This window comes from Burkholderia sp. AU45251, from assembly GCF_030482905.1.
In the GTDB taxonomy this organism is placed as follows: domain Bacteria; phylum Pseudomonadota; class Gammaproteobacteria; order Burkholderiales; family Burkholderiaceae; genus Burkholderia; species Burkholderia aenigmatica.
Genome location: NZ_JAUJQH010000011.1, coordinates 209120 through 227488, shown reverse-complemented (window position 1 = coordinate 227488; position 18369 = coordinate 209120). Strand labels below are relative to the sequence as shown.

The 18369-nt window shown below is 65.6% G+C and carries 15 protein-coding genes and 1 pseudogene; 9 read left to right on the top strand and 7 right to left on the bottom strand.

Annotation, left to right across the window (positions count from 1 at the left end):
* Positions 1-127: 127 nt before the first annotated feature.
* Positions 128-250, bottom strand: a pseudogene (locus QZM67_RS22405) (transposase); the annotation flags it as partial.
* Between the two features lie 48 nt (positions 251-298).
* Positions 299-1054: a cysteine hydrolase gene (locus QZM67_RS22400; RefSeq protein ID WP_301806718.1), complete on the bottom strand. Its 756-nt coding sequence runs from the start codon at positions 1052-1054 to the stop codon at positions 299-301.
* Positions 1055-1156: 102 nt separating this feature from the next.
* Here QZM67_RS22400 and QZM67_RS22395 point away from each other — a divergent pair, with 102 nt between their 5' ends.
* From QZM67_RS22395 to cyoD, 6 genes are all read left to right on the top strand, one after another.
* Positions 1157-2056: a LysR family transcriptional regulator gene (locus QZM67_RS22395; RefSeq protein WP_301806716.1), complete on the top strand. Its 900-nt coding sequence runs from the start codon at positions 1157-1159 to the stop codon at positions 2054-2056.
* A gap of 773 nt (positions 2057-2829) precedes the next feature.
* Positions 2830-4359: a NuoM family protein gene (locus QZM67_RS22390; RefSeq protein ID WP_043189151.1), complete on the top strand. Its 1530-nt coding sequence runs from the start codon at positions 2830-2832 to the stop codon at positions 4357-4359.
* Positions 4360-4629: 270 nt separating this feature from the next.
* A complete protein-coding gene (cyoA, locus tag QZM67_RS22385; protein ID WP_301806713.1) occupies positions 4630-5517 on the top strand; it encodes a ubiquinol oxidase subunit II in 888 nt (295 codons plus the stop codon).
* Between the two features lie 3 nt (positions 5518-5520).
* Positions 5521-7527 carry a cytochrome o ubiquinol oxidase subunit I gene (gene cyoB, locus QZM67_RS22380; protein ID WP_301806710.1) on the top strand — a complete coding sequence of 669 codons (2007 nt, stop codon included), beginning with the start codon at positions 5521-5523 and terminating at the stop codon, positions 7525-7527.
* Positions 7527-8135: a cytochrome o ubiquinol oxidase subunit III gene (gene cyoC, locus QZM67_RS22375; RefSeq protein ID WP_043189157.1), complete on the top strand. Its 609-nt coding sequence runs from the start codon at positions 7527-7529 to the stop codon at positions 8133-8135. Before cyoB ends, cyoC begins: the two co-directional genes overlap by 1 nt.
* Positions 8136-8468 (top strand): cytochrome o ubiquinol oxidase subunit IV, encoded by a 333-nt coding sequence (gene cyoD, locus QZM67_RS22370; protein ID WP_043189160.1) that lies wholly within the window; start codon positions 8136-8138, stop codon positions 8466-8468. It abuts the gene before it with no gap.
* Positions 8469-8577: 109 nt separating this feature from the next.
* Here cyoD and QZM67_RS22365 read toward each other — a convergent pair whose 3' ends face one another.
* On the bottom strand, positions 8578-8877 hold the full coding sequence (locus QZM67_RS22365) for a DUF4148 domain-containing protein (protein ID WP_175026347.1): 300 nt from the start codon (positions 8875-8877) through the stop codon (positions 8578-8580).
* Between the two features lie 216 nt (positions 8878-9093).
* Here QZM67_RS22365 and QZM67_RS22360 point away from each other — a divergent pair, with 216 nt between their 5' ends.
* Genes QZM67_RS22360 through QZM67_RS22350 form a run of 3 tightly spaced genes read left to right on the top strand, consistent with a single transcriptional unit; the run spans position 9094 to position 11856 of the window.
* Complete coding sequence (locus QZM67_RS22360) at positions 9094-9768, top strand: response regulator transcription factor (RefSeq protein WP_043189293.1); 675 nt, start codon at positions 9094-9096, stop codon at positions 9766-9768.
* An 11-nt stretch (positions 9769-9779) separates the two neighbouring features.
* The gene (locus QZM67_RS22355) at positions 9780-11171 is read left to right on the top strand and encodes a HAMP domain-containing sensor histidine kinase (protein WP_175026348.1); all 1392 of its coding nucleotides are present in this window, start codon (positions 9780-9782) and stop codon (positions 11169-11171) included.
* Between the two features lie 19 nt (positions 11172-11190).
* Positions 11191-11856: a response regulator transcription factor gene (locus QZM67_RS22350; protein ID WP_301806706.1), complete on the top strand. Its 666-nt coding sequence runs from the start codon at positions 11191-11193 to the stop codon at positions 11854-11856.
* Between the two features lie 73 nt (positions 11857-11929).
* On the opposite strand, the gene QZM67_RS22345 is transcribed toward QZM67_RS22350, so the two are convergent.
* From QZM67_RS22345 to QZM67_RS22330, 4 genes are all read right to left on the bottom strand, one after another.
* A complete protein-coding gene (locus QZM67_RS22345) occupies positions 11930-12190 on the bottom strand; it encodes a DUF4148 domain-containing protein (RefSeq protein WP_175026350.1) in 261 nt (86 codons plus the stop codon).
* Between the two features lie 138 nt (positions 12191-12328).
* Positions 12329-13744 carry an efflux transporter outer membrane subunit gene (locus QZM67_RS22340; protein ID WP_301806702.1) on the bottom strand — a complete coding sequence of 472 codons (1416 nt, stop codon included), beginning with the start codon at positions 13742-13744 and terminating at the stop codon, positions 12329-12331.
* A complete protein-coding gene (locus QZM67_RS22335) occupies positions 13737-14912 on the bottom strand; it encodes an efflux RND transporter periplasmic adaptor subunit (protein WP_301806700.1) in 1176 nt (391 codons plus the stop codon). Before QZM67_RS22335 ends, QZM67_RS22340 begins: the two co-directional genes overlap by 8 nt.
* Positions 14902-18120 carry an efflux RND transporter permease subunit gene (locus QZM67_RS22330; protein ID WP_301806698.1) on the bottom strand — a complete coding sequence of 1073 codons (3219 nt, stop codon included), beginning with the start codon at positions 18118-18120 and terminating at the stop codon, positions 14902-14904. The genes QZM67_RS22335 and QZM67_RS22330 overlap by 11 nt, the downstream gene beginning before the upstream one ends.
* Between the last annotated feature and the right edge of the window lie 249 nt (positions 18121-18369).

Genomic DNA, 18369 nt, shown 5'->3' with positions numbered 1-18369 from the left:
CCAACGTCCCGGAGCCCAAACTCGACCAGAACTAACAAGAAAATCTACAATCAACACCGCGCAACGCCCAACCCCGCCGAATCGGTCACGTTCCCGAAATCGGCGGTCACGTTCGCCGAAATACGCACCAACGATAGAACGTCTGTTCCGAAATGTTGTGGCGCTTGCATAGATCCTTCACCGGCTCATCCCGGCTCTCGGCCTCGCGCAAGATGCGGATGATCTGCTCGTCGGTAAATCGCTTCTTCATCGAGTCCTCCTTGTCCCTGGGATAAAAGAGAACTCACTTGCCGGATGGCTAGAAGGAACGTCTCAGGTCAATGCTGTCGACGAAGACGCGAGCCGGCATGGCCCAGCCGAAATGATGGACGACCTCATTCAACACGTGTTGTTGCTGTTGGTCGGTGAACGCCGCGGTGGCATCACTCAGCACGATCGGTTCATAGCCGAGATCGTGCGCGGCGCGCAGTGTCGACTCAATGCATACATGGGTGGCGTAGCCGGCAAGGTACAGCCGTGTGATGCCTTGGCCACGCAGATAGTTGTCCAGGTCGGAAGCGGAAAAAGCGCTGGCGCCCGCCCGTCCGCTGACAACGAATTCATTTTCGAGCGGGGCATACGGCCCATGGAACTGCCAACCGCTATCTTGCTTCTGCCAGGTGCCGGCCTTTTGAATTGCGCCACGCAGACCGAATCGAGCACGCCCCAACTCTCGGTAGTCCGATGACATCTGCAGCGTCGCGTGAATCACGGGCATGCCGGCTTGACGTGCTGCCGCCAGCGCAAGCTTGGCGGCTTCCTGCGACTGGGAGAACTGATGCTCATCCTCGATCAGCCGCCTCAACTTGCCTTCCGGAGCAAGCCATTCATTGACAAATTCGATCATGAGCAGCGCGGATCGACCGTCGTTCGGCAAGTTTGGTATCGGTTGGCGTGCAGCTGCGTCAACGCTGACTTCAGGCTGCGACGAGGGAGGGGCTGCCTCACTGGCGTCGGTTGCCATGGCGGACAACAAGAACAGTCGCGAGAACCAGCTTTGCGTGAATTTCGACATCTCAACCCCCTCTTCAATCAGTGAGGGTTCGACTATAGGGATGAATCCCTATCACGATAAGGCTGTAAAATTCAGACTTATTGTGAATTGAAGGAATGGTGGGTGGATCCATTTACCGATATCAACACCTTTGTCCGCGCTGCCGAGGCCGGCAATTTCACGCGTGCGGCACGGTTGCTTCAGCTCAGCCCCTCAGCCGTGAGCAAGGCGGTCGCACGCCTGGAAGCTGAACTGGGGGTTCGGCTGTTTCACCGTTCGCCGCGGCAGATCACCTTGACCGGGGATGGCGAGTTGTTCTTTGCAGTCTGCCGCCATGGAATGACGGACATCGAGGACGCTCGCAGCAGGCTTGCGGGTGCGTCGCAACCATGGCGGGGCAAGTTGAGGCTTTGCGTCCCCGTGAGTTTCGGCCAGTATGTGCTGGCGCCTGCGCTCGGTGAATGGCTGAGCGCACATCCCGGACTGGATATCGAACTGGCCCTGACGGATCGTCACGTCGACATGACGGCCGAGCGTTTCGACCTGGCCGTCATGTTGGGAGAAGTGCCTGACTCCCGACTGGTGGCGCGCCCGTTGCCCGCTCATCGCTTCGTGACGGTCGCTTCGCCGGCATACCTGCAGTCGCGGGGTGTGCCCGATACGCCAGACGACCTGGTCGACCATACCTGTCTGCGTTATGTGATGGTCAACAGCGGACAATTCCGAGACTGGACGTTTGTCCGTGGCGGGGATCAGTACCGCCATTTCCCCGTGGGGCCGTTGGCCAGCGACCATGCGTCAGCGCTCCTGGCGTTGTCAGAAGCCGGGGGCGGTATCTTGCAAGCTCCGTATTATGTCGTCGCGTCGTCGTTGGCCGCGGGGCGACTTGTTCCTGTCCTCGGCGACTTCAAGAGTGTCGGCGCCCCTTTGTCGGTGGTCTACGAGAAAGCTCGCCAAGCCTCTGCGCGCACCAGGCTTGCGGCCGACTTCTTGTTGGCGCTTGGCGAGCGGCTGTCAGGTTGATGCGGGATTCAAAGTCGTCGCGTCGCTTGTCGCGATGGCGCAGGGCGCATTGCTGCTCGCGCTCGAACCGTTCTCCGTCGTACTCCACCCGCATGCACTGCAGGATGTCGCGCATGGCGACGCAAGGCGATCGTCACGACGCCGGCGTCCAAATCGGCTCCGCCCGCCGCAAATTACATGCTCGACGAGTGCAATATCGTCGATGCGATGACGCTCGCGTCGTCCATTTTCCCGCGCTACACGATCGCCATCGCATGGTGACGACGCACATATGGGGCCGCTCGAGTCATCCATGATTGCGGTTGGAAAGTGAAGGATGCAGGCGTAGCGACCATTCGCTCGACCTGCATCGCGTAAGGCTAAATGAAATAAAAATGAAAGTATTGATGTAAGGATTCGGCGCCATATGCTCGCCGTCCTGCCGGGCATCAACAAGCGCATTCCGACCCTCCGAAATGGCTCGCCGACGTCAAAAATGCGGCGCTGCGTCGTTTTTTGCGATCGTCCTCGTCGGACAATACAAAAAATTACTCATAAAAATCAGTGGTATAGGCTGATGCCGAAAATCTGCGCATTGCTGCGATGCAGAAAATAATCAATCGCCTTATGCTGGTTAACCCGATCGCATTTGAGCGGCGTCAAGTTTTCCGATGATGTCGCTTTACATTTTGCCAACACTGGCGATTCACGAAATCTATCTGTCGATTTGATTTCGTTCCTTTCGTCTCGCCTGTCCCCGATGCAGTGCGCGACTTCATCAAGGCCTAGTTGACATGCATGATTTCCCCTTTCTGAGCCTGGCCATCTGGGCTCCGATCCTGTTCGGCGCGTGCCTGCTGCGCGCCGGTTCCGATCAACATCCGCGTCGAACGCGGCTGATCGCGCTCGTCGGCGCGCTGGTGGGGCTGGCGGCGGTCGTTCCGCTGGTCGCCGGTTTCGATGCACACTCGGCTGCGATGCAATTCGTCGAAAGCCGCAACTGGCTGGCGGCGTTCAATTCCGGATGGCGGGTCGGCATTGACGGCGCGTCGCTGTGGCTCGTCGTGCTGACTGCGTTCACGACGCTCGTGGTGGTGGTGGCGTCGTGGGAGTCGGTCACGGTGCGTGTCGCGCAGTACTACGCGTCGTTCCTGATCCTGTCGGGGCTGATGGTCGGTGTGTTCGTCGCACAGGACGGGCTGCTGTTCTTCATCTTCTTCGAGGCGACGCTGATCCCGCTTTACCTGCTGATCGGTACGTGGGGGCGGGAGCGTCGCGTGTACGCGGCCGTGAAGTTCTTCTTCATCTCGTTCGCCGGCTCGCTGATGCTGCTGATGGCGATGCTGTACCTGTACGCGCAGTCGCATACGTTCGACATGGCCGTGTGGCGCACGCTGCAGCTCGGCTTCGCACCGCAGTTGCTGGTGTTCCTCGGCTTCTTCGCCGCATTCGCGGTCAAGGTGCCGATGTGGCCGGTCCACACGTGGCTGAGCGACGTCTACACCGACGGCCCGACCGGCGCCGCGCTGATGCTCGCGATGCTCAAGCTCGGCGGCTACGGGTTCCTGCGCTTCGCGTTGCCGGTCACGCCCGATGCGAGCCACTTCTTCGCACCGGCCGTGATCGCGCTGTCGCTGTTCGCGATCGTCTATGCCAGCCTGATCGCGCTCGCGCAGACCGATCTCGGCAAGCTGCTCGCGTATTCGACGGTCGCGCACATGGGGATCGTGACGCTCGGGCTGTTCCTGTTCAACCGGATCGGTGTCGAAGGCGCGATCGTGCAGCTCGTGTCGTACGGCTTCGTCGCGGGCGCGATGCTGTTGTGCGTGAACGTGCTCGTCGATCGCACGAAGCAGCGCGAGATCGCCGCGTACGGCGGTGTGGCGGGCGTGATGCCGCGCTTCGCGACCTTCACGGTGCTGTTCGCGATGGCCAACGTCGGCCTGCCGGGTACGTCGGGGTTCGTCGGCGAATTCATGGTCATCATGGGCGCGATCCGCTTCAATTTCTGGATCGGCGCCATCGCGGCGCTGACGCTGATCCTCAGCGCGTCGTACACGCTGTGGATGCTCAAGCGCGTCGTGTTCGGCAAGGTCGCAAGCCAGCGGATCGCGAAGCTCGCCGACCTGAACCGGCGCGAGATCGTGATGTTCGCGTCGCTCGCACTGGTCGTGCTGGCGGTCGGCATCGATCCGAAGCCGTTCACCGATGCGATCGATCCTACCGTCGGCAGGCTGATCGAAGACGCGAGCCACTCGAAGCTGCCGACCGGGGATGGCCCTGCGCAGCCGCAGCCGTCGTACATGGCATCGACGCGCAGCTGAGCGCGGCACGTCGCGCGAGCGGGGCGCATCGCACGGCGATGCGGTCGTTGCTCGCACATCGATCGCGGTCCGGCGCAGGCGGCGCCGGGCCCGCTTTCGGCTGCGTGAAATTGCCCCGCGACAATCTGTCTCACGGCAGATTCTGCAATGATGATTTTCCGCATTAGCTGGTTTTTCATCGCACTCGCGCGACGTATGATTCGGCCACTTTCGTGGATCGAATGCGCATCGGGCATACGCAAACGGATTCAATGACCCTCGGGCTGTGTGATGAAAAGAAAAGCTTCAAAAGGCGGAGTGGCGCTGATGTCGATCGGCGCGGCTTTGAGCCTGTCAGGCTGTAATTTAGATGTACTAAATCCGAAAGGAAGCGTGGGCGCTGCCGAAAAGGCGCTGATCGCAACGTCCACCTGGGCGATGCTGATCGTCGTCATTCCGGTGATCCTGCTCACGCTGTGGTTCGCGTGGCGTTACCGCGCGTCGAACCGCAGCGCCACCTACGCGCCGAACTGGTCGCACTCGACCGCGATCGAGGTCGTGATCTGGACGGTGCCGACGCTGATCATCGTGTTCCTCGCCGTGCTCACGTGGAAGACCACGCACGAGCTCGACCCGTACAAGCCGCTCGAGTCGTCGGTGAAGCCGATCGACGTCGAGGTCGTCGCGCTCGACTGGAAGTGGCTGTTCATCTATCCGGAACTCGGCATCGCGTCGGTGAACCAGCTCGCGATTCCGGTCGGCACGCCGGTGAACTTCCGCATCACGTCGGATTCGGTGATGAACTCGTTCTTCATTCCGCAGCTCGGCGGTCAGGTCTACGCGATGGCCGGCATGCAGACGCGCCTGCACCTGATCGCCGACGAAGCCGGCGACTACGCGGGCACGTCCGCCAACTTCAGCGGCCGCGGCTTCTCCGACATGAAGTTCCGCACGCTCGCCGAGCCGCGCGAACAGTTCGACGCATGGGTGCAGAAGGTGAAGGCGTCGCCGGACCGGCTCGACGCGACCGTGTACGGCACCGTCGCGCAGCCGAGCGAGAAGGCGCCCGTGCGCTACTTCTCGTCGGTCGATCCGCGGCTCTTCCACAACATCATCGCGAAATACAACGATGGCCACGTCCTCGACCTGAAGGACGCCGCCTGCGGCACGAAGGGGTAACGCATGTTCGGCAAACTCACACTCTCGGCGATCCCGTTCGATCAGCCCATCATCATGGGGGCCGGTGCCTTCATGGGGCTGGCCGTGCTGGGCATTCTCGCCGCGCTGACGATCACCGGCCGGTGGAAATGGCTGTGGACGGAATGGCTGACCACGGTCGACCACAAGAGACTCGGCGTGATGTACATCATCGTCGCGCTGATCATGCTGCTGCGCGGCTTCGCCGACGCGATCATGATGCGCATGCAGCTCGCGCTCGCGTACAACGGGCCCGGCTACCTGCCGCCGCACCACTATGACCAGGTCTTCACGGCTCACGGCGTGATCATGATCTTCTTCATGGCGATGGTGTTCATGGTCGGCCTGATGAACCTGATCGTGCCGCTGCAGATCGGCGCGCGCGACGTCGCATTCCCGTTCATCAACTCGCTCTCGTTCTGGATGACGGCCGTCAGCGCGATCCTGATCAACGTTTCGCTCGTGATCGGTGAATTCGCGCAGACCGGCTGGCTCGCCTATCCGCCGCTGTCGGAGCTGCAGTTCAGTCCGGGGGTAGGGGTCGACTACTACCTGTGGGCGCTGCAGATCTCGGGCGTCGGCACGCTGCTGACCGGCGTGAACTTCTTCGTGACGATCATCAAGATGCGCGCGCCGGGCATGACGCTGATGAAGATGCCGGTGTTCACGTGGACCGCGCTCTGCACGAACGTGCTGATCATGGCGTCGTTCCCGATCCTGACCGCGACGCTCGCGTTGCTCGGCCTCGACCGTTACCTCGGCATGCACTTCTTCACGAACGAAGCCGGCGGCAACGCGATGCTGTACCTGAACCTGATCTGGGCATGGGGTCACCCTGAGGTGTACATCCTGATCCTGCCGGCGTTCGGGATCTTCTCGGAAGTCATCGCGACGTTCGCGAAGAAGCCGCTGTTCGGCTACAAGACGATGGTGTATGCGACCTGCGCGATCATGGTGCTGTCGTTCCTCGTGTGGCTGCACCACTTCTTCACGATGGGCTCGGGTGCGAACGTGAACGCGTTCTTCGGCATCATGACGATGATCATCGCGATCCCGACCGGCGTGAAGGTGTTCAACTGGCTGTTCACGATGTACCGCGGCCGGATCGAATTCACGACGCCCGTGCTGTGGACGATCGGCTTCATGGTCACGTTCACGCTCGGCGGCATGACCGGCGTGATGATGGCGATTCCCGGCGCGGACTTCGTGCTGCACAACAGCCTGTTCCTGATCGCGCACTTCCACAACGTGATCATCGGCGGCGTGCTGTTCGGCTATCTCGCGGGCTTCAACTACTGGTTCCCGAAGGCGTTCGGCTTCAAGCTGAACGAGAAGCTCGGCAAGGCCGCGTTCTGGTTCTGGCAGATCGGTTTCTACGTTGCATTCGTGCCGCTCTACGTGCTCGGCTTCATGGGCATGACGCGCCGGATCAACCACTACGACAACCCGGCCTGGCATCCGTGGCTGCTGGTCGCCGCATTCGGCGCCGTGCTGATCGCGATCGGCATCGCGTGCCAGCTGCTGCAACTGGTGGTCAGCATCCGCAACCGCAACCTGCCCGAGTACCGCGACACGACGGGCGATCCGTGGGGCGGCCGCACGCTGGAGTGGGCGACCTCGTCGCCGCCGGCCGACTACAACTTCGCGGTGATCCCGCAGGTGCGCACGCTCGACGCGTATGCAGACATGAAGGCACGCGGCGAAGGCCGGCCGAACCCGGCGTCGATCCGCGACATCCACATGCCGTCGAATACCTGCGCGGGCCTCGTGATCGCGATCTTCAGCCTGGTGCTCGGCTTCGCGCTGGTGTGGCACATCTGGTGGATGGCGATCGGCGGGCTCGTCGGGATCATCGCGACGCTCGTGATCTACAGCTCGCGCGATAACGACGGCTATTACATCCCCGCGTCGACGGTGCGGAAGATCGAAGACAAGCAGCCGACGAAGCGCGTGGCTGCGCGCGTCGACGACGTGGAACTGGAGGCCAACTGATGTTGCAGAAAACCTTGAGCGCAACCCTGCTCGAGCACGACGACCATCCGCCGTCGCACTCGGTGTTCGGGTTCTGGCTGTACCTGATGACCGACTGCGTGATCTTCGCGGCGCTGTTCGCGACGTTCGCGGTGCTCGGCCACCAGTATGCGGGCGGCCAGACCGCGAAAGACCTGTTCGACATTCCGGGCGTCGCGGTGGAAACCGCCGCGCTGCTGCTGTCGAGCATCACGTACGGTTTCGCGATGCTCGCGGCGTACAAGCAGCGGCGCGGCGCGCTGCTCGCGTGGCTCGCGGTGACGTTCGTGCTCGGCGCGGCGTTTCTCGCGATGGAACTGCGCGAGTTCTCGCACCTGATCGCGGAAGGCGCAGGCCCGCAGCGCAGCGCGTTCCTGTCGGCGTTCTTCACGCTGGTGGGCACGCACGGGCTGCACGTGACGGCCGGCCTGCTGTGGATGATCGTGCTCGCCGGGCAGATCGTGTTCCGCGGCGGCGACCTGACCGATCGCGACCTGCGACGCCTGACGTGCCTGAGCCTCTTCTGGCACTTCCTCGACATCGTGTGGATCTGCGTGTTTTCCTTTGTCTATCTCGCGAGCGTGATCTAAATGGCCCATTCGCATTCGTCTCAACTCGAAGAAGGGCACGGCAGCGTCGGCGGCTACTTCGCCGGTTTCATCCTGTCGGTGCTGCTCACGGCCGCGTCGTTCGGCCTCGTGATGGGCGGCGTGCTGTCGCCGCACGCGTCGCTGATCGCGCTTGCCGTGCTCGCGTTCGTGCAGATCGTCGTGCACCTCGTGTACTTCCTGCACATGAACGGCTCGTCGGGCCAGCGCTGGAACGTGATGGCGTTCAGCTACACGGTGCTGACCGCGGCGATCCTGATCATCGGCACGCTGTGGGTGATGCACAACGTCAGCATGAACATGATGTCGCGCTGAGCGGCATCGCGGCGCAGCGGTCGAACTCCATGCGCTTTCATGAACAAAAGGCGGCACGCGAGTGCCGCCTTTTTGTTTTTTTCCGGCTGGGATGCGCCGGGCGGCGGGGTCAGTGCGGGGTGCCCGCATCGGCAGTCAGCGCATGCGTGCAGTCCGCACGGTACTCGGCGGCGAGCCGATGCTTCGCACCGTCGAGATCGTCGGGGTAGTAGGGGCTCGCGTGCGCGGGATCGTAGCCGACCTGTTCGAGTTCGGTCAGTTCGCGCACGAGGTCGGTACGCGTGACGTCGTGGCCGGTGTGGACGAACGGGTAAGCGTTGCATTCCTGCGGCGTCAGGTGAGGCGCCGCGAACGTGGCGGTGCTGGCGCATGCGAGCAGCATGCAGGCGACGGTAGTCGACAGTTTCATCCGGTAGCTCCTGGTTTCGCGGCCCGATGCCGCATGACGTCAGCGTAGGCGGCACGCACGACGGGGCGGGCGACGCCCGGATGAAACATCTTTTACCCGTGCGCCGAGGGGCTGGATGAAGCAATTTTCATGTAACGCCGGACGGCGACCGGGTCGTCTACGATAGTCGCGGGCGCATGGCGTGCGCCCGTCATGACGTTCATTGCGAGGGCAACCATGCGAGTACTGACGGTCGAGGATGATGCGGTGACCGCGAACGAAATCGTCGGCGAACTGACCGCGCGCGGGTTCGAGGTCGAGTGGATCGACAACGGCCGCGAAGGCATGTTGCGCGCGATGAGCGCATCGTACGACGCGATCACGCTCGACCGGATGCTGCCGGGCGCGGACGGCCTCGCGATCCTGACCGCGATGCGCACGGTCGGCATCGATACGCCGGTGCTGATGCTGAGCGCGCTCGGCGATGTCGACGAGCGCATCCGCGGGTTGCGCGCGGGCGGCGACGATTACCTGACGAAGCCGTTCGATTCCGGCGAGCTGAGCGCCCGCATCGAGGTGCTGCTGCGTCGCCGGCAGGCGTCGGGCGTGCCGCAGCAGACGCTGTTGAAGGTCGGTGCGCTCGAGCTCGACCTCATTTCGCGCTGCGCGCGTCGCGGGGCCGACGAGATTCCGCTGTTGCCGACCGAATTCCGCGTGCTCGAATTCATGATGCGCAATGCGGGCCAGACGATCACGCGCACGATGCTGTTCGAAACCGTGTGGGGCTATCACTTCGATCCCGGCACCAACCTGATCGACGTCCACATGGGCCGGTTGCGCAAGAAGATCGATCCGCCCGGCGCGAATCCGATGATCCAGACGGTGCGCGGCTCGGGCTACATGCTCGCGTGACGGAGGCCAGGATGGATGCGGCTCGCGCGGCGAACTTCACGCGCCGCTGGCACACGACGACGTTTCGCTGGCTGTGCGCGTATGCGGCGATCTTCTCGGTTTCGCTGCTGCTGCTCGCGGGCGTGATCAGCGTGGCCGCGACGCACACGATGACGCGCGACACCGACGAAGTGCTCGCGTGGCAACTGATCTATTTCGATTCGATTCCCGATGCCGAGCTGCCGCTCGCGATCCATCGGCGGCTCGAGCACGAGCACATGCATACCAGCTTCTACGGGCTGTTCGACGCGAACGGGCGCCGCGTGGCCGGGGACATTGCAACGCTGCCGGCGCTGCGCACGGATCGCGACGGGCGTACGCTGAACCGCACGCTTGCCCCGCTCGACGGCCAGCCCGCGCCGATTACGCGCGCGATGGCCGTACGCCGCGACAACGGGATGACGCTGGTGGTCGCGCGCGACCTGTCGCATTTCATCCAGATCCGCGATGTCGCGATCCGCGGGCTCGTGATCGGCGGCGTGATGATCCTGATCGCGGGCATCGCGGGCGGCAGCATGCTCGGCATGCGGCAGATGCGCCGCGTCGCCGCGATCCGGCGCGTCACGCGGCAGATCGCCGAGGGCGATCTCGGCAAGCGGCTGCCGGTCGGACGCCATGACGAACTCGACCTGCTCGCGCATCTCGTGAACCACATGCTCGACGAAGTCGAGCGGCTGATGGGCGAGGTGCGTCATACCTGCGATGGTATCGCGCACGATCTGCGCACGCCGCTCGCCCGCGTGCACACGATGCTGGCCCGGCTCGCCGAGCAGCCGTTTTGCGCGGACGACCCTGCGTCGTCGGCACTGCTCGCGTCGGCGCGCGACGAGACCGATCGGTTGCTCGAGCGCTTTCGCGCGATGCTGCGCATCTCCGAGATCGGCACGCTGAGCCGGCGTGGCGGCTTCGCCGCGGTCGACGTCACGGTGTTGCTGCGTGACGTCTGCGAGCTCTACGAACCGCTGGCCGAAGCCGTCGACGTTTCGTTCGAACTCGACGCGACACCGGTCGACCGAATTCATGGCGATCGCGCATTGCTGTTCGAGGCGTTCAGCAATCTCGCGGACAACGCGATCAAGTTCACGCCGCCAGGCGGGCGCGTGCGCGTCGCGCTCCATGCGACACCGAGCGGGCCGCTCGTGCGATTCGAAGACACCGGGCCCGGCATCCCGCCCGCTGAACGAGACGCGGTGCTCGAGCGCTTCTATCGTGGCGAGCGCACGCGCCATGTGAGCGGCTCGGGACTGGGACTGAGCATCGTCTCGGCGGTGATGCGCGTACACGGCTTCGAGTTGCGAATCGGCGATGCGCCACTGGCTGGTGCGGCGATCACGGTCGAGTGCTGGCCGCGCTCGCTCGCATGAAGGCGTCAGGGAACCGTCGATGCGCATCCTGCTGATTTCCCCGCCGAACCCGGAAGCCACGCGGCTCGACAAGGCATTTCGCGAGAGCACGCATGGCGTCGAGCGCGTCGACGGATGGCGCGACGGCTGCTTCGTGGCGACGCAGGAGCGGTTCGATGCCATCGTGATCGTTGCGTCCGACACGGTTACCGGCCCGGCGATCCTCGATGCACTGCCGCGACTCGCCGCATCGGCCGAAGGCGCGACGATTGCGACGATCGTGGCCGGCGCGACAGCCGCGCAGCGCGCGCAGATGCTGCAGGCCGGCTGCGACGTGTGTCTTGCGCATCCGTGTTCGTTCGTGGAACTACATGAGCGGTTGCGCGCGCTGTGGCGCCGCACGGGCGTCATCGCGATGCGCGAGTCGGTCCGGCTCGACGCGGCCACGCGCGCACTCGAAGAGCATGGCCGGCGGCTGGCGCTCAGCACACGGGAATTCCGTCTCGTCGAATGCCTGCTGCGTGAAGCGGGGCGGCCGGTCGGGCGCGATGCCGTGCTGCGTTATGCGTGGGGCGATGCCGATGTCGAACCCGAGACGGTCAACGCGCTGGTCGTGCGGTTGAGGCGCAAGCTGGCCGCGCATGCCTTTTCCGCGCGTATCGAGACGGTTGCACGATTCGGGTTCAGGTTCGATGCGGGTGGATGACGACGCTGTATCACGTCGCGCTTGAGGATGGCACGCATGCCGCGCGTCGCGCGGCATGTTCGATTGCGTGCGGTCAGTGCGAATAGAGTTCGCGATTGAGCTGCGCGAGCTGGCCGTCGCGCTCGGCGCGGACGAGCTGGCGATAGACTTGCGCGCGTGTCAGCGGCGTAGCCGGCCGTGTGTTCCATGCCGGTTGTTGCGACGACAACGGTGCGGTCGCGGTCGCGGCGACCGTCTGCGGTGCAGCCGCGGTGTCGGGCTGCGTTGCGCTGGCCCGGCCGGGCAGCGCGATGCAGAGTGCGGAAAGGGCGGTGGCGAACATCAGTGTCTTCATGGCGTGATCCTTGTCGAAGGTCGAAGGTCGAAGGTCGAAGGTCGAAGGTCGAAGGCCGGTGGCGCGGATGCGGTGCCGGCCTGAAACACGTTATCGGGTGCGCCCCTGCGGGCGCCCGGCGTGCCGATGAAGAAACGTTCATGAACGCGCGTCGTGCCAGCCGCCGCCGAGCGCGCGCACGAGCCCGACGGATGCCTGCAGGCGTCGGGCGTCGACGTCGAGCGACGCGATCTGCGTATCGAGTTCGGTCGTCTGCGCGGTGACCACGTCGAGATAGCTGACTGCGCCGTCGCGATAGCGCGACATCGCCAGCGCAAGCGAATGCCGTGCCGCGACGAGCGCCGCGTCGTCCTGGTCCGATTCGTCGCCGAGGCGGTGCAACTGCGCAAGATCGTCCTCGACCTGGCGGAACGCCTGCAGCACGACGGCGCGATAGCGTGCGCCCTGTTCGTCGAACTGCGCTCGCACGTTGCGTACGCCGGCGGCACGCCGTCCGCCGTCGAACAGCGTCATGGCGAGACGCGGTCCGATCGACCAGATCTCGTTTGGCGCAGCGAGCCACGGCGAAAATGTATTGCTCTGGAAGCCGGCGTCGAGGCCGAGCGACAGGTCGGGAAAGTAGGCGGCGCGTGCGACGCCGATCCGCGCGTTCGCGGCCGCGACGCGGCGTTCGGCGGCGGCGACGTCCGGCCGGCGTTCGAGCAGCGTCGATGCGAGACCGGTCGGAATCGACGGCACGCCCGGCAGCGCCGCAGCGGGCGGCAGCGAGAACGTCGACGCGGATGCGCCGACGAGTGCCGCGATCGCATGCTCGTCGAGCGCGCGACGGGCCGCGATGTCGGACGCGCGCGCTTGCGCAAGTGCGAGTTGGGTTTGCGCACGCGACACGTCGAGCCCCGACGCGAGGCCGCCGCGATGGCGACTGACCGTCAGTTGCCATGCACGGCGGTACGTGTCGATCGTTTGCGCGAGCGTGTCCGCTTCACGGTCGAGTCCCGCGAGGTCGAAGTAGGTGCTGGCGACGCCGGCCTGCAGGCTGAGCCGGACCGACGTGAGGTCGTCGTCGGCCGCCTGCGCGTCGTCGCGGCCGGCCGCGACCGTGTTGCGGACCTTGCCCCACAGATCGACGTCGTAGCCGAATCCCGCTTCGACCGTGTTCGACTCATAAGTGTCGGGCTGGCCGCTGCCGCGCAGCGGGCGGCGCGCTGACTGACGGTCGCGGTCGGTCTCGGCATCGATACCCACGGTCGGCAGCAATGCCGCATGCGCCTCGTCGAACAGCGCGGCGGCTTCGTCGTGCCGCGCGACGGCGGCGGCCAGGTCGGGATTCGCGCGTGCCACGAGCGGTTCGAGCCGGTCGAGTGTCGCATCGCCGTACACGCGCCACCAGCCGTCACGTGGCAGGCGATCGGCCGGTGCGGCATCGACCCATGCACCCGTTTCGCGAAACGCGGTCGGCACGGGAACGGCCGGCGCGCGATAGGTCGGCGCCAGCGAGCAGCCGGCGAGCAGCGCGACACTGCCCAGGCACACAGCGAGCAGACGGTCAGCCATGCGCACGCTCCGTCGTCGCGGCGCTGGCGATACGCACGGGATCGCCGTCCGCGAGCGAATCGGGCGGATTGTCGATCACGCGGTCGCCAGCCGCGAGCCCCGACGCGATCTCGACGCGCGTGCCGAGATCGGTCGCGATCGATACGTTGCGCAGCCGCGCATGCCCGCTTGCATCGAGCACGGCAACTTGCAGCCCGTCGTGGCGGAAGATCAGCGTGCTGGCCGGAATCGTCAGCGCATGCGCGGCGCCGGGCATCGCGATCCGCACCTGCGCGTATTCGCCCGGGAACAGCGTGCCCGCCGGGTTGGCGATCGAGAATTGCGCGAGCAGCGTGCCGGAGGCCGGGTCGATCGATTGCGCGGAATCGGCGAGCGTGGCGTCGAACGTCATGCCCGGGCGCTCGGGGACCGTCAGCGCGACACGCATGCCTGCGCGGATCGCGGCCGCGTCGTCTTGCGGGACGTGGACGTACAGTCGCAGCCGCCGCGCATCCGAGACGGTGAAGAGCTCGGCGCCGTTGCCGCTGCCTGCATCGATCAGCGCGCCGACATCGGTCTTGCGGGCCGTCACGATGCCGTCGAACGGCGCGGTGAGCCGCTTGAACGACTCGAGCGCTTCGAGCCGTCGCACGTTGGCGGTGCTCGCCGCGACGGCCGCGCGTTTGGCGTCGAGGTCGCTGCGTTTCTCGTCCGCTTCCTGCTGCGAGACGGAATCCTGCGCGAGCATCTCGGCCCAGCGGGCGGCCGTGACGGCGGCAAGCCGTTCGTTCGCCGTGGCGCTTTGAAGGTCGGCGCGTGCCTGCTGCAACTGCTGGTCGAGATCGGGCGTGTCGATCGACGCAAGCAACTGGCCGGCCTTCACATGCGCGCCGATGTCGGCATACCACGCGTGCAGGTAGCCAGGCACGCGCGCGTAGATCGGTGCGTCGACGTACGCGTCGAGCCGGCCGGGCAGCACCAGCGCGTCGGCCCCGGCCGGCTGCGGTGCCACCGTCGCGACGGTCGGGATCGCCTGTTGCACGGTCCAGGCGGCCACCGCGTGCGCATCGTGCATGCGTGCGACGAGCCCGGCCGCCGCGACGGCGAGCGCGGCGACGGCGCCCGCGATCGCGAGCGGTTTCAGATAGCGCGGCGTGCGAGGGGGGCGGACGTCGAATTCAGTGGACATGCTGTTCTCCCGGAGTGAGGGGCAGGGATTCGGAACGAGGCGCGCGATCGCGCCGGTGGACGAGGCTGAACACGACGGGCACGAACACCAGCGTCGCGACGGTCGCGCACAGCAGGCCGCCGATGACCGCGCGGCCGAGCGGCGCGTTCTGCTCCCCGCCGTCGCCGAGACCGAGCGCCATCGGCGCCATGCCGATGATCATCGCGAGCGCGGTCATCATCACGGGCCGAAAGCGCGTGAAACCAGCGTCGAGCGCGGCGACGGCCGCGTCTGCGGTATGCGCGAGCCGTTCGCGCGCGAAGGTCACGACGAGGATGCTGTTCGCGGTCGCGACCCCCATGCACAGGATCGCGCCCGTCAGTGCCGGCACCGACAGCGGCGTGCGCGTGACGAACAGCATCCAGACGATGCCGGCGAGCGCGGCGGGCAGGCCGCTCACGATCACGAATGCGTCGCGCCACGAATGGAAGTTGACGACGATCAGCAGGTAGATCAGCAGGATCGCGCCGGCGAGGCCCGCGAGCAGCCCGCCGAATGCGCTGTTCATCGTCTGTACCTGGCCGCGCACGGTGACGCGCGATCCCTTGGGCAAGCCGGCCGCGTTGTCGCGCAGCACGCGTTCGATGTCGGCGCTGACCGCACCGAGATCGCGATCCTGGGTCGTCGCGAAGATGTCGTACAGCGGTGCGATGTCATAGTGCGACACGACCGCGTCGGTCTGTCCGCGTACGATCGTCGCGAGACCGCCGAGCAGTTGCGGCGCGCCCGTGCGGCCCGTGACGGGCAGCGCGCGCAGGTCCGATAGCGACGTCATCCGGTACTGAGGTGTCTGCGCGACGATCGGATACGACACGCCGTTGTGTGGGTCGAGCCAGTAGGTCGGCGACACCTGGCTCGTGCCGGACAGGCTCGCCACCACGGCATTGGTGACATCCTGCTCGGTGATGTCGAGTTGCGCTGCACGCGTGCGGTCGACCGATACCGTGAACTGCGGATAGGTCGACGCCTGCTGGACGCGCGCGTCGGCCACCCCGGGCACGCGGCGGATGCGCCGCAACAGCTCGGTGGCATAGGCGCGGTTGGCGGCACGGTCGGGGCCCGTCACCTGCACGTCGATCGGGGCGGGCGCGCCGAAGTTGAGAATCTGGCTCACGATGTCGGCGGGCAGGAACGAGAACGTCGCGCCGGGAAACGTGCGCGGCAGCACCGTACGCAACTGCTTGACGTAGTCGGCCGTCGGCGCGTGGTCGCCCGTGAGCGACACGAGGATGTCGCCGTCCTGCGGGCCGATCGTGCCGCTGTTGCTGTACGTGAGGTTGATCCCGCTGTTCGGCAGCCCCATGTTGTCGACGATGCTCGCGACCGCGCGCGGCGGCACGACGCCGCGCACCGTCTGCTCGACGTGGTCGAACAAGGCGGCCGTTTCCTCGATGCGCGTGCCGATCGGTGCGCGCACGTGGATCGCGATTTCGCCCGCGTCGACCGACGGGAAGAAATTGCGGCCGAGCCACGGCACCAGCACGAACGACACCGCGACCGCGGCCAGGAACAACGTGACGAAGCGTGCGCGATGGGCGAGTGCGAGGCCGAGCACCGTGCGGTAGCCGGCACGCAACGCGGCGAAGCGGCGTTCGAACCCCTGCTGGAACGCGACGAGCGGATTGCGCGAGTGCGGCGGCGGGAACGGCGCGCCGTGTGGCGCGAGCACGGCTTCCGGATGCGCGGCATGCGGCTTCAACAGGTAACGGGCCATCATCGGCACGAACGTGCGCGACAGCACGAACGACGCGATCATCGCGAAGATCACGGCTTCGGCCATCGGCACGAACAGGAAGCGGGCCACGCCATCGAGCAGCAGCATCGGCACGAACACGATGCAGATGCACAGCAGCGACACGAAGGCCGGCGCGACGATCTGCGACGCGCCGTCGAGGATCGCATCGCGCACGTTCTTGCCCTGTTCGAGGTGCCAGTTGACGTTCTCGATCGTGACGGTGGCATCGTCGACGAGAATGCCGACCGCGAGCGCGAGTCCGCCGAGCGTCATCACGTTGAGCGTCTCGCCCGCGGCCGCGAGCGCCGCGATCGCGGCCAGCACCGCGAGCGGAATGGAGGCGGCGATGATCAGCGTCGAGCGCCAGCTGCCGAGGAACAGCAGGATCATCGCGGACGTGAGCGCGGCGGCGATCAGGCCTTCGCGCGCCACGCCGCTCACGGCGCCCTTGACGAACACGGACTGGTCGCCCATCACGACGAGCCTGAGCGACGGCGGCAGGGTCGCCTCGATGCGCGGCAACTGCGCCTTGACGCCCGAGATGATGTCGAGCGTCGACGCCGAGCCGCTTTTCAGCACGCTCATCAGCACCGCGCGACGGCCGTCGACGCGCACGATGTTGCCCTGCGGCGGATAACCGTCGCGGACGTGTGCAACGTCGCGCATGAAGATCACCGCGCCGTTCACGGACCGGATCGGCAGCGCGTTGAGCTGGTCGATGGTCAGCGGGCTGTCGTTGAGCCGGATGTTGTATTCGAAGCCGCCGATTTTCTGCGTGCCGGCCGGGATGATCTGGTTCTGCTGCGCCAGCGCGGTCGCGACATCCTGCGCGGACAGCCCCTTGGCCTGCAGCGCCTGCGGGTCGAGATCGATCTGCACCTGGCGCACCTTGCCGCCGTACGGCGACGGAATCGCGACACCGGCGACGGACAGCAGCTGAGGCCGGATCACGTTGGTCGCGTAGTCGCCGAGCTGCTGTTCGTTCAGGGTGTCGCTCGTCAGCGCCAACTGCAGCACGGGCACGGTCGATGCGTTGTAGTTGAGGATCTGCGGTGGCGTGGTGCCCGGCGGCATCTGCTTGAGCACGGTCTGCGAGATCGACGTGACCTGCGCGGTCGCGGTGCGGATGTCGACGGTCGGCTGGAAGAAGATCTTGACGATCCCGAAGCTGCGGAACGACTGCGACTCGATGTGCGCAACGTCGTTGACCGTCGTGCCGAGCGTGCGCTCGTAGTAGGTGACGATGCGCCCGGCCATGTCGGCCGGCTGCAGGCCCGAGTAATTCCACACGACGCTGATGACCGGAATCCGGATGTCGGGGAAGATGTCCGTCGGCGTGCGCAGCGCCGCGAGCGGCCCCGCGATCAGGATCAGCAGTGCGAGGACGATGAACGTGTAGGGGCGCGCGAGCGCCAGTCGGACGAGTTTCAGCATCGGCGAGTTCTCCGCCGGCGCGGGGCGCCGGCCTGTCAGCGAATTGCCGAAGCGCGGCGGGAGCCCGATTCGGCTCGCGCAGTGTGCGTGGCGCCGCTTAACGCGGGGCGCGGGCCAGGATGAAAGATGTTTTAGGAAACGGGCGCGAGGGGCAGGACGGGCGTCGATTGTTACAAGACGTTAGCGCGGGCTTCTCGTTGCGATGCGGCGCATCAGTTCTTACAAAGTGGAAATATGCGGAGACGGCGC